A 12,753-nucleotide genomic window follows, 5' to 3' on the forward strand; every position below is an offset into this window, starting at 1 on the left:
GTCTTTTTTGTGACTTATTTTTCAACCATTCTCAAAACAGTCTTTTCCTGAGTATTTCTGAGCAAAGATTTTCACTCAAAAGTACTTGATTTTGGAAAGTAAAGGGTGTAGAAACCTAGGCTTACTTTCATAAGTTAAAATTTGGAGAATGATGGAGTTAATTTATTGAAGCCGCATTTAGATTTTCCTTTTTTGGAGGAGCTCTTTGTGAAGCAAAACGTGGCATGATCACCATACTTCTTTCCTTACAGCAAGGGCAGACTTTTGGATCATACCCAAGTTTCTCTGTCGATATTTTAACCCAATCCCATTCCTTAATTTTAGGAGGTTTCTGACCAATGGAAGTTCTAATTTGAGTAACTTTCTTTTTCTTTATAGCTCCATTGTAAAACCCAAAATGACGTATTCTTCTAAAACCTTTTGGTAGAAGATGCCTGACATATCTCTGTATAAACTCTACATCTGAGAGTGTCATTTCTTTTTTCTTACCGCCTTGTCTATAATCTTTGTAAGAGAAAGTGACTTTACCATCTGAATAGTTCACTAATCTGTGGTTTGAGATAGCTGTTTTATGTGTATATCTACCCAGATATTGTATGATTTGTTTTGCTCCTCCAAAAGGTCTTTTAGCATACACCACCCATTCTTTTTCAAAACAGTTTCTAGCTACCTCTCCTTCAAGAATAGTTCTCAGAAGCTCATTTTTTCTTATCCCTTGAATCAATTTAGCTCGGAACATTTTGGCTAAACCTTTAGCAGGGAATAAGTATTTACCTGTTTTGTCAGAGCATTTCCAATGTTTACCGTTACAAAGGGCACCACCAGGGATAATGCAATGCAAGTGAGGATGTAGAGTGAGATTTTGTCCCCAAGTATGAAGCACAGCTATCATTCCCATTTCTCCTTGAAGAGACACTCTTCCAAAAGTTTTAATGGTTTCCCAAGCGGCTAAGAAAAGTAAATCATACATCTCCTTAGGATATTTTAGAAACAAGAAGTTTAGATGATGCGGAACTGTAAAAACAGTATGAAAATAGGGAACATCAAGGACTTCCTCTTCTCTTTTTAAGATCCATTTTTCTCTGTATGTAGCCTGACATTTAGGGCAGTTTCTATTTCTACAGCTATTATAAGACACACGAACCTCTTTACATTTTTCACAATGATCGATATGTCTCCCAAGCTTTGCTGTTCTACATAAAGTCATGGCATGTAAATCATACTTTTGCCTTGCTAAAAACTGAGTGGATTCCCTCCAAAATTGCTGTTCATTTAGAATCTGTGCGATCTCAATTTTTGGATGCATAGATCTTATCGAATGGAGAAAATGAATTGGATTTTTTAACTGTGGCGAGATTGAGGTAAAGCATGGTTGTTTGTAGAGCTTCGTGTCCCAACAGCTCTTTTAAAGTAAAAGGATCCATTCCCATTTCAATACAATGAGTGGCATAGGTATGTCTCAAAGTATGAATTGTAACTCTCTTCTTGATATTCGTTTTCTTAAGTGTTTCTCGGAATAATGACCCGATGGAATTTGTAGCTATGTGTTTACTGGTATCGTATCCTTCAAATAGCCATAATTTCGGCCTTACATGTTTTAGATACTTTTCCAATCCAACTTTCATAGTTTTAGAGAGCGGAACAATTCTATTCTTACTGTATTTAGTATCACGTATGTAAATTGTCATACGATCAAAATCAATATCAGATACTTTAAGTCGAGCGACTTCTCTTATTCTGAGTCCTGCAGAATAAGTTAAAGCAAATAACACACGGTGTTTTAAGTGTTTGGGTGTTTTAAATATGATTTTACATTCTTCCACAGATAATATATCCGGGATGGTATCATTTCGTTTCAATGATGGTAATTGTATGGCTCGATCGTCTCTATCACTTAATCTGAAGACATACCTCAAGGCATAGACATAATGCTTAAAGATAGTGTAAGAAGTGTTTTGTTTTTCTTTGAGAAGTAGCAGATAATCATTAATTTGATCGTCGGAAAGTTCAAGTGGAATCTTTTTAAAATACAATGAGATACTAGCGATAGTACGGATGTAGTTTTTAAAAGTAGAGGAAGACTTTCCACTGAGTGTCATGTTTTGATACACTTGATCAAACATGTTTTTAAAACCAGGAACAACGCGTTTCGCTTTTTCGACTATTGTCTCTTTTTTTTCATCTTAGTAAACTATTAATTACAAAATCAATTAAGGTATAAAGGTAAGAGATTGTGGGTTTTAGCTAGCGAAGCTTTTGTTCAACATCAACTAAACTCCACTCACGGTTGACGCAACCGCTCACGTAGTTTAGTATTCACGTTGTGTTTAATTGCAGGTGAAGTGCTAACATGAAAGTTTATGCGAAACAAGAAAGAAAAATATAGAGGTAAGGAAATTGACTTCGATGATTGCTGGATTGTAGGAAAACTTGATGATAGAGATAAGTTTATAACTAGGATTCTTGAACTTGTTCCAGATGACACAATTTGGGCTATTGAAGGAGTTCAGGATCAGTCATTATTAGACTTCTTTAGATCATTCGCCTCGTCAGATGAAGAAAAAGTAGCACTAGGTACAGTTTGGCCAAAACAAAGGACATTGAGAGTAAGAATTGACTCTGAATCTAGAGAGAAACTAATAAACAAGGTGCCAGAAATGAATCTAGATTGGGAGATAATCCATCAACACTTTTATTATGAGGAGCATTTCTACCTGACAGCTTATGACAACCTTGATACATGTTGCACTTGGATTTCAAAAAGATTCACAATTCAAGACTTTGATAGCATGATTTCAGCCGGTGAGCTGGAAATTATTGATTCAAAAGAATGGCAGGCTGAGAATACATCAGTAGATAATAATAAATCACGTTGGTTCTACCTTTTGAAATTGATTGGATGGATTTTATTTGTCGTTCTTTCAATTATGGTTATTGGTCATATTATTGGATTCTTTATACCTAGCTTTAAAGATACTAGTCCATTGTTTCCTGAAAGTTTAGTTAAAATGAGGTTAATGGAAAATATAATTGAAACGATTTTTTACGCAATTATTTCTCTTGGGGTGTTTGTAGGACTAAAAAGAATAAATAAGGGAATTTATATTGGATTAATAAATATAATTATCCTTCTGACCTTGATTTATCGTCTAAGCATTGTAGGTTTTTTATATGGATTGTTTTTCCAATAAGCAACTAAAACACAACATTGTGTAAAGCAAATAGGGCGATGAATCTGATGCGAATGTTTTTGCTATCTTGTAGCACCGCCAAAGCTGTTGCTTTGGCTCATAAATATGAATAAAGTAATAACCAAAACAACAGCTTCGGCTCGCAGTAAATTGATAAGTGGGTGCTATCTACTGCCCTACTTGCCTTACACCTGCCGTTAGTGTGCCACGATGCTGTGGCTTTCCAGTAGGTGCAAATCCTACCTAAGTAATTTACTGTTCACTTAGAAGAGTTACTGACAGTGATCGCCGTGAGGTGGATAGCTGAAGCTCAGTTGTCTCAAATAACCAAGCCGTAATACGCAAGTGTGAACCCATAGTAGCTTCGAAAAGGCAGGCGTAGATGGGGAGAGTTTCGACGGTCTCGAACCCTGTTACATTGTATGAATAAACAGTAACGTGAAGTACAATGATCTACCGGAGTCATAGGGAATGGCGTGGTTATAGATGGAAAGTAACGGAACGTGGGAGATCTGTTATTTCAAAGGTTGGCCACCTTAAACAAGCTGATATAAGTATAGCGAAATTCAGCCTGGTAATAACAGAAGTCGGAGGAGCTCATAGTACTGCTCGACCTTAAGGACAACATAACCTTGAGTTAGGGAAGGAGCTCTACTTTGGATATGTAGATATAGAACTGTAATTCTCGGTACTGGCTTAGTCCTATCGGCCGAATAAAATGTATTGATGGTTCTAAATGCTACTATATGTTAGTATAAGTAAGAAAAGAAAATAAGGTGTTTAAATTAGCTACTTAAGCATCACCCTTATTGGGTAGATTCTTATGAATATCAAACAAAGAAATCCATCGGTAAGCCGTATGAGGGAAAACTTCACGTACGGTTTGATGAAGGGGGTTCTGATAGTTTTCTCAAAATGATTACATTTATAATTATTTAAACTGAGAGAGCTATCAGGCTCTACTCTACGTGTTAAGCAAAAAACAACCATATTTGCACTATCTAAAATACAATTTCATGAAATAATGCACATTTGGCTGTGCGTTTTATTATCTTTGTATAAACTAATGTCTAAAGCAATGAGAACTCTATACCAGAAATTTGAGATTTTGTTACAAAAAACGACTATAGATTTTAAGAGATATCTGTATGATGAAATTTCTTGGAACAGCCGAATGGTTGGAATTATTGGTCCAAGAGGTGTTGGAAAAACAACAATGATTCTGCAATATATAAAAGAGAATTTAGGAAGTAAAAGAGCTTTGTATGTATCTGCAGACGATATGTACTTTAGCGAAAATAAATTAGTTGACCTAGCTGACGTTTTTTATATGAATGCGGGGGAATACTTATTTATTGATGAGATTCACAAATATGAAAATTGGTCTCGGGAATTGAAAAATATTTATGACTCTTACCCTGACCTGAAGGTGGTATTTACAGGCTCTTCTGTACTTGATATACTTAAAGGTTCTGCGGATTTAAGTAGACGTGCATTAATATATCGGTTACAAGGACTTTCTTTTAGAGAATACCTCAATTTCTTCCATAAGAAAAACATTGAAACTTTTACAATAGAACATATCGTTAATGGAGAGATTCAACTTGCAGATATAAAACATCCACTACCCTTATTCAATGACTATCTACAGCGAGGTTATTATCCATTTGGAATTGAAAATGAACTTAACCTTCGATTAGGACAAATTATAGTTCAAACTTTAGAAACCGACATTCCTCAATACGCAAATATGAATGTATCAACTAGTCGGAAATTAAAACGCTTATTATCGATAATTTCTGAAAGTGTTCCATTCAAACCAAATTTATCAAAGATAGCTGAAATGATTAAAGTGAGTAGAAATTCATTAGATGACTACTTTACGTATATGGAAAAGGCGGGTCTTATTGGTCAACTACGAAATGAAACTAGTGGAATCAGAGGTTTAGGCAAAGTAGATAAAGTCTATCTTGACAATACCAATCTAATTTATAGTCTTGCTGGCGAAAAATCTAATATTGGCAATATGAGAGAAACCTTTTTTCTAAATCAAATGAGAGTAAGAAATGAAGTTACTTCATCAAAGAAAGCCGATTTTGTTATCAACGACTTTACATTTGAAGTTGGAGGTAAAAATAAACAGCAAAGACAAATTGGAAAGGACGGAAAATCATTTGTAGTAAAAGATGATATTGAATTTGGATACATGAATGTATTACCTTTATGGACTTTTGGTTTAAATTATTAAAGAATGCCAAGCGCTAACAATAAATATACGTAATGCGGGGTAACTTGGTAAAGTTGAACTTTAAATCATTTATAAAGAACATAGCGGTTTAATGTGAAGTACATTGAAAACCCGCACTACGCATATTCGAGCCGTTGGAACTCATTTTAGTAATTATACACACATAACTTCAACTAAACTCTAATCGAGGTTGATGTAACCACTTACGAGTTTAGTGATCACTTTATTGACTACAAAGGATAGATATGAGATATCAAGAGATAAGAGCAGAATTTGATTCTAAAACTATTACAGTATACCAAGCTTACAATAAAAACATAGCACTATCAGCTATAAAATATCAAAAATTTGAAAAGCCTTTCTCATTTAATCGCATGACATGGATTAAACCGTCTTTTCTTTGGTTAATGGAACGTAGTAATTGGGGAAATAAATCAAATCAAGAATATATTCTAGCAATTAAAATTAAGAGAGAGTGTTGGGAAAAAGCACTTTCTTTAGGAGTTTTGACAGATCCTGATAAAGAAGTGTATAGTAGTGGTTATGAATGGGAAAAGCAATTTAGAGAAGCGAAAGTTCATATACAGTGGGATCCCGAAAGAACATTAAAAGGAGGAAAACTACAAGAAAGAACTATTCAAGTTGGCATTAGTAGATTTTTAATTGAAGAGTATAATAGTGATTGGATTAATGAAATTGTAGATTTAACTCCATTGGTAAAAAAAATGAGCTTACTCCGTAAAGCTGGAAAATATAAAGAAGTGAAACGTTTTTTACCAAAAGAAAGAGTGTATCCGCTAGATGAAGTAATCGGAAAAGAATCGGATTAAGATAAAAAACTCACAACATCTGCTAATCTCCATCCACCGGGTAACGCACCCGCTTGTCGTAACTTAGACAGTTCGGTATAGTGAATTGAAAGACTTTTTTCTTAATTGCATCATTTGTAGATCAAAAAAATATTTTTTAAATGTTGTTTTAAAAAGTAATAAAGAGTAAATATTTTTTAGAGAGCTTATTATATGAAAAAGAGAAGGACATATAAAGAGGAAGTCGAAAAGTTATGTAAAGCAATTGACATCTCTATTGATGCTTACAAAACATATCCTCCAAAAAATTGGACACCAGAAATATTAAATATGGTCATTTCCAACTTGGAGAAAGATAAATTAAGTAGAATTGAAGCCGAACCTAAATTCAGAACACTAGCATCATTGAAATATGATATTGAAGCAGTCTTTACTTATTTTCAAGAAGATACAGGAAAAACCGTTGAATATTTCTGGAAAAAGTTAGAAGACGCTAGCCTTGAATACAAGAGAGAGAATAAATTGGAAAAGATTCTAAATAGAGGTAGAATACGAGGTCGCATTGAGTACGAGTATGTTACTGATATGATTGTGGTTGCAGAGCAAGTTGGAATGACTAGTAAAGAGGAAACAATAAAACTAAGCGATATGCTTGAGGAATATGAATCAAGAAATAAAAAATAGCGGGCTGCAATGATAATGATTTAGATTGTTAGTGAATTAAAAACAATGAAAAACGAGGTTTATCCTCAATAGTGAAATTTAATACAAATTTAAACTAACCCTAAGTTCGTAGTTTAGGTATTATGTACGTAATTATAACCAATGAGACTTTCAATTAACTTTAAACTCATCATAGTATTAACTATTACACTTATCTCTTGTGAAAAAGCTCAGCAAATAGACTATAAATTATTAGAGAATAAGAATTGGTATTTTTGTAGAACGAGTGAAGAGTGTGAAAATATGATGTACGATTATCTTGAAGGTGGGATATTAAAACTATCCTATGATCCTTTTGATTCTTCGAAATCAGTTAGTTTTATTAATGCCAATACAAATATTGTATTAGATTCTGTAAACGCATTACAAGAATATTATGGTGACAATGAAAACATAGGTCATATTACTTCCTTAACTGAAGATACATTGATAATAGCAATGAGAACACCTTTAAATCTTCATATTTATAATGGAAGTTACCTTCCTTTTAAAGTAGATACTTTGAGGTTCACTTCAAGTTATAAGAATATAGATTTCTTTTCTTTGGAAAACTATTCTCCACAATTTAAAGTGATGTCATTTTATTTTGTATTGGATGACAATAAAGTTGAGATAACTCCTGAAGGTAAATTTTATATAAGTAAGAGGGGAGTCAATTATAGGGGACAACTAAATGAAAATGAATTATCTCTATTAAAAAAGAAATTACTTATTGCGTGTTATATATCAAAAGTGGATAGGGTGTTTTTTAAGACAAACCTCAGAATAGGTTTAGGCGAATGTTGGAATTCCAATATTAAAATGAATATTCAATTGGAAGAAAATCATGCATTACAAGGAAAGTATGATTATATGCTAAGACGTTTAAGGTTAAGAAAAAACGAATTATCTATTTACATTAATGAAGGCTTTTGTTACGATTACAATTTAGCCGAATTGACTAATTACATCAAACATTTATCAGAAACGGTTGAAGTACAAAACGTCCAAGTCAATCATGACTTCATTATTGATAAAAAACAATTTTAATTATTATTTTCATTAACAAAAGAGTAGCTAATCATTATCAATCGGATGACTTAATATTGGTAATTGTTTACCCATTCTGTTTGGTATGAGTTTATTCTTAGAAAGACATCATTTTAATAAAATTATCAATTACTACATTCACATTTTATTTATCTTTGTTAATCTAAAAAAATCATAAATATGAGTTCAGAGTTAAATAAAAATACCGAAAATTTTGACAAGGTTTTATCTGCAATACAAAAAGCAAGGCAACAGGTTTATAAGAAAGTTAATTCAACCTTAATTGAATTATATTGGAATATAGGTGTTTTTATTTCTGAACAAGTTTCGTTAAGCTCATGGGGAAAAGGCATTGTTGAAGAACTTGCTCATTTTATAGCACAAAGAGACCCAGAATTGAAAGGGTTTAGTGCTAATAATCTATGGAGAATGAAAAAATTTTATGAGACTTATAAAAACTTGCCACAATGTGTCAAGAAATTACCTGATACTTGGCTTTTAGTAAGTTGGTCTCATCATAGAAGAATAATGTCATTAAAAACAGAGGAAGAAAGTTTATTTTATTTACAATTTAGCGAATTGACAAATTACATAAAACATCTATCAAAAACGGTTGAAGTACAAAAAGTCCAATTCAATCATGACTTCATTATTGATGAAAAGCAATTTTAAACATTATGATCATGCCAAACACAATTGACAATATTATTTCTCTTTCTAAAGAAATCTACCAATTAGAGAATAAAACTGAATTAAAAATAACTCCAGCAAGTATCGAACAAATCAAGAAAGCAGAAAGAGAACTTGATATAGAATTCTCCGATGAATTAAGGGAATTTTTATTAAAAGTAAATGGCTTATCAAGTTTTTGTACTGGTCTTGACTATTCTTCCTTTTCAAAATTGGATGAATATAGATATACATATGAAGCAGACCCTACATTAATAGAAATCTATCAAGAAAATGATGATGAAGGTTATTATGATTGGCTCAATAGTAGTTTAATTATTGGAGGGATTTATGAAGATACTTTGTTACTTCTTTCTGAATATGAAGGGACATTATCATATTATAGATATAATGCTGCAATACCAGGTTTTGTTGAATACAATACTTTTGCTGAATACCTTGAAAATTATGAGTTATATCTCATAGAATATATTAAAGAAATAGAAATATAAACATTCTAAAGTATCAGTTATATACAAAGAATTAGCTGAAGTACCTTACTTGCTGAATAGTAATTTTTTACAATTAAATTAAAACCAACAATCCTTACATTTAAATGAAAAAACTAATTTTATTATTAATCATCTCACTAAATTTTTCTTGTGATAATTCAGAAAGCAATAAAATAGATCAAACTAAAATTAAGGAAGATTTAAATGAAATCTTAACGGATATATCTCAGAATTATATTTATCTGCAAGAAAAAAATGTCGATTTAAACTGCATTCGAGAATATTACGAGAAACAAATTTCAAACATTAAAACAGAAGAACAAACAGTTCTTTTTTTTGAGTATTTGCTAGACGAATTTTATGATAGTCATTTAATTTTAAACACCAATAGAAACTCTTCATTTAGATTATATTCACCAATATATGTGTCGATTGAAAATGAAAAAACATTAATATCAAATGTTTGGCAGCCTAAAGTTGAGCACCTCGATCAGGATATAATCGGAGCAGAATTATTAAAAATAAACGGAATTGATATCGACCAAGCTATCGATCAATTTCCAACGCATTGTAATGACAAACAATCGCAAAATGTAAGAGAGTGGATCGCCAATAAAGTTGTCGCAGGTCGCTATAATCAACCAAGAGTTTTAACTTTAAAACTGGAGAGTAATGAAATTGTTGAGTTTGATTTAGATAAACTAAAAACCAAACAAACTTCTGAACTTCTATCATCTACAACAGAAAATGAAATTGGAATAATTACTTTAAACAATTCATTGGGAAATAATGCTCTTATTAATGATTTTGATAAGGCTCTCGACAAACTAATGGATACCAAGGGACTGATAATAGATTTGAGAAATACCGTAGATGGAGGGAATTCATATGTAGCTCGTGGGATAATGGGACGATTCATTAATGAGCCTAAACCATATCAAAAACATTTTACAATTGAACAGTATAACGGAAATCCAATTGTAGAAAGAAGTTGGATAGAATATGTCACCCCAAGAAAGGAACAATATAAAAATAAAGTTGTGATTTTGGTTGGACGATGGACAGGAAGTATGGGAGAAGGACTTTCTATAGGTTTTGAAGGAATGGAAAGAGCAGAAATAGTAGGTTCTGAAATGGAAAGGCTAGCAGGAGAGATGAATGGTTTTTCCTTTAAAAATCACAATTTTGGTTATCGACTTTCTACTGCTAAATTGTTCCATTTGAATGGAACACCAAGGGAAAAATATGTGCCAACCAATTATGTGAAGCAAACAACAATTTTAAAAGATGAAACACTTGAAAGAGGGATTGAATTGATTGATAAAAAATTGGAATAAAATAATTTATAGATTAACAGTTAACTATATTTATTTGTAATATAAACATCATAAAAATTCAAGTATTAGTTGTAAGCAGTCGCCCATCCCCATCTATTATGCCTCAAATTCCTGACTTAATTTTACGTCATCATTAAAACGTAGATATTATGTCAAAAAAAGCAGAAATGTATGCTCATATAGCATCATGGAAAATTAGTGGTTTACAACAAAAAGCTTATTGTCAACTTCATTCAATTAAGCTATCCACTTTTCATTATTGGGTAGTAAAACAACGTAAAGAAAATACAAATCCAGCTAAGGGGAGTTTCATCCCTGTCAAAGTACCGAAGAAGGTTGAACAGACCTTTAAGACCGTTACTCTCGAATATCCCAATGGAGTAAAACTCCATCTTTCAGATCGAGAACTATTAAAAGAAGCAATTCATTTTTTCTAATGTTATCTCTTCGTAATACAGATCACATTTATCTGTACAGTAAATTTACAGATATGCGAAAAGGGTTTAATGGGTTGAGTAATATCGTTATTTCTTTAATGGAACTGGATGTGACTAATGGAGATATTTTCGTTTTTATTAATCGAAGTAAAGATAAATTGAAACTGCTTCGGTTTGAAAAAGGCGGTTTTTCATTGTATTATAAACGTTTGGAAAAAGGTCGGTTTGAGCTTCCGAAAGGGTTCGACAAACAGAAAAACATCTCTTTATCTTCGACAGAAATTATGATGATAATTGAAGGTGTTTCTTTAGAAAAAAGAGGTCAAAAAGTACGTTTTTAGTATTAAAATCGCTACTTTTGTAAGGTGAGTAAGGATGATAAAATAGCGAATTTAGAACAAGAAAATGCACAACTGAAGACACAGTTGTCAATGCTTCAAAGTATGCTTTACGGTTCTAAATCAGAGAAACGAAAACAAGCGGATATACCCGATAATCAGCTCTCTATTTTCGCTCAAGACAAAGAGCAGAAAACGGAGCCTTCTCAGGAGATTACCGTTCCTGCTCACAAACGCAAAAGAAAAAGCCTGTACGAACAGCTTTACCAGAGCACCTGGAACGTGTAGAAGAAGTGATTGAACCTGATCACGATTTGGATGGATGGCATAAAGTAGGAGAAGATATTACGGAAGTACTCGAATGTGAACCTGCCCGTTTATTCGTTCGTAGAATTATTCGCCCTCGTTACGTTCGTGATGCAGATCAAGAGAACAGCGAGTTTAGTCAAGCGAATTTACCGTCAGATTTACCATTTCCCAAGTCAAGTACATCGGCAAGTTTAGCCGCACAGATGGTCGTGAGTAAATTTATCGATCATATCCCCATCCATCGTTTTATCAAGCAATTTGAAAGACAAGGCGTTTATCTAAAAAATACAACGCTCATAGACTTACAAAAAAGAACGGCGGATAAACTGAGTATTTTATACGACACGCTCACTCAAAAAATACAGCAAAGTAACTACCTTCAAATCGATGAATCGACCATAAAGGTGATGGGGACAGGTAAAAAAGGAAAACCACACCAAGGATATATGTGGTATTACCTTGATCCTAAAGCCAAATTATTATCGATTCATTATGCAAGCGGTCGAGATCGGAAATATTTAAAAGAACATCTGCATAATTTTTCGGGTTATGCTCAAACCGATGGCTATAAAGCTTACGATTATTTTGATCAGACAACAACAATTACACAGCTCAATTGTTGGGCCCACGCACGTCGATACTTTTTTGAAGCACATAAAGGTGGAGATAAAAGGGCATTGGAGGCGGTGAACCTTATTGGTCAGCTCTACGAACTGGAAAAATCACTGAAAGAAGAATCTAATCCAAAAATCATCTATCAGCAAAGGCAAAAGTATGCTCTTCCAGTAATCAATACACTTTTTGAGTGGGCAAAAAAGCTAACCGTCTTACCTAAATCTCAGTTAGGAAAAGCAATACATTATCTTCTCAATAGAGAAAAAGGACTCCGAATGTACTTAACTGACGGTAAACTTTTGATTGATAACAACCCCATAGAAAATAAAATTCGTCCACTTGCTATTGGTCGAAAAAATTACATGTTTGCAGGAAATGAAGAAGGAGCAAAACAAGCTGCCATGTTCTATGCCTTTTTTGCAACAGCCAAAATGAACGACATTGAACCTTTTGAATGGCTAAAATCAACGCTAGAAAAAATAGATGATCAGCCAATCAATAAAATTGAGGAATTACTGCCGGTGAAGTAGTATTTA

The 12,753-nt window shown here is 32.9% G+C and carries 14 protein-coding genes; 12 read left to right on the forward strand and 2 right to left on the reverse strand.

Annotated features, from left to right (window positions below; genetic code table 11):
- Positions 1-157: 157 nt before the first annotated feature.
- The gene (locus tag MY04_RS22180) at positions 158-1,306 is read right to left on the reverse strand and encodes an IS91 family transposase (RefSeq protein WP_066214476.1); all 1,149 of its coding nucleotides are present in this window, start codon (positions 1,304-1,306) and stop codon (positions 158-160) included.
- Entirely contained in the window at positions 1,290-2,123 is an 834-nt protein-coding gene (locus MY04_RS22185; protein ID WP_066214477.1) for a tyrosine-type recombinase/integrase, read from the reverse strand. Before MY04_RS22185 ends, MY04_RS22180 begins: the two co-directional genes overlap by 17 nt.
- A gap of 237 nt (positions 2,124-2,360) precedes the next feature.
- Here MY04_RS22185 and MY04_RS22190 point away from each other — a divergent pair, with 237 nt between their 5' ends.
- The 12 genes from MY04_RS22190 (at position 2,361) to tnpC (ending at position 12,747) form a co-directional block, all read left to right on the forward strand.
- Positions 2,361-3,191: a hypothetical protein gene (locus MY04_RS22190; protein ID WP_066214478.1), complete on the forward strand. Its 831-nt coding sequence runs from the start codon at positions 2,361-2,363 to the stop codon at positions 3,189-3,191.
- Between the two features lie 1,078 nt (positions 3,192-4,269).
- Positions 4,270-5,439, forward strand: coding sequence for an ATP-binding protein (locus MY04_RS22195; RefSeq protein ID WP_066216694.1), 1,170 nt, complete (start codon positions 4,270-4,272; stop codon positions 5,437-5,439).
- A gap of 245 nt (positions 5,440-5,684) precedes the next feature.
- A complete protein-coding gene (locus MY04_RS22200) occupies positions 5,685-6,269 on the forward strand; it encodes a DUF4291 domain-containing protein (protein WP_066214480.1) in 585 nt (194 codons plus the stop codon).
- A gap of 192 nt (positions 6,270-6,461) precedes the next feature.
- Positions 6,462-6,932 (forward strand): hypothetical protein, encoded by a 471-nt coding sequence (locus MY04_RS22205; protein WP_066214482.1) that lies wholly within the window; start codon positions 6,462-6,464, stop codon positions 6,930-6,932.
- A 141-nt stretch (positions 6,933-7,073) separates the two neighbouring features.
- Positions 7,074-8,000: a hypothetical protein gene (locus MY04_RS22210; RefSeq protein ID WP_066214484.1), complete on the forward strand. Its 927-nt coding sequence runs from the start codon at positions 7,074-7,076 to the stop codon at positions 7,998-8,000.
- A gap of 180 nt (positions 8,001-8,180) precedes the next feature.
- On the forward strand, positions 8,181-8,672 hold the full coding sequence (locus MY04_RS22215; RefSeq protein ID WP_066214486.1) for a DUF1016 N-terminal domain-containing protein: 492 nt from the start codon (positions 8,181-8,183) through the stop codon (positions 8,670-8,672).
- An 11-nt stretch (positions 8,673-8,683) separates the two neighbouring features.
- Entirely contained in the window at positions 8,684-9,181 is a 498-nt protein-coding gene (locus MY04_RS22220; protein WP_158297849.1) for an SMI1/KNR4 family protein, read from the forward strand.
- 104 nt (positions 9,182-9,285) lie between these two features.
- Positions 9,286-10,518, forward strand: a complete 1,233-nt coding sequence (locus MY04_RS22225; protein WP_066214491.1) for a S41 family peptidase — start codon at positions 9,286-9,288, stop codon at positions 10,516-10,518.
- A gap of 149 nt (positions 10,519-10,667) precedes the next feature.
- Positions 10,668-10,955, forward strand: coding sequence for an IS66 family insertion sequence element accessory protein TnpA (tnpA, locus tag MY04_RS22230; protein ID WP_066207661.1), 288 nt, complete (start codon positions 10,668-10,670; stop codon positions 10,953-10,955).
- Positions 10,955-11,296: an IS66 family insertion sequence element accessory protein TnpB gene (gene tnpB, locus MY04_RS22235; protein WP_066207659.1), complete on the forward strand. Its 342-nt coding sequence runs from the start codon at positions 10,955-10,957 to the stop codon at positions 11,294-11,296. The genes tnpA and tnpB overlap by 1 nt, the downstream gene beginning before the upstream one ends.
- A 24-nt stretch (positions 11,297-11,320) precedes the next feature.
- Complete coding sequence (locus MY04_RS22240; protein ID WP_066214494.1) at positions 11,321-11,581, forward strand: hypothetical protein; 261 nt, start codon at positions 11,321-11,323, stop codon at positions 11,579-11,581.
- Complete coding sequence (tnpC, locus tag MY04_RS22245) at positions 11,569-12,747, forward strand: IS66 family transposase (RefSeq protein ID WP_158297963.1); 1,179 nt, start codon at positions 11,569-11,571, stop codon at positions 12,745-12,747. Before MY04_RS22240 ends, tnpC begins: the two co-directional genes overlap by 13 nt.
- Positions 12,748-12,753: the final 6 nt, after the last annotated feature.

This window comes from Flammeovirga sp. MY04 (assembly GCF_001682195.2).
Lineage (GTDB): Bacteria > Bacteroidota > Bacteroidia > Cytophagales > Flammeovirgaceae > Flammeovirga > Flammeovirga yaeyamensis.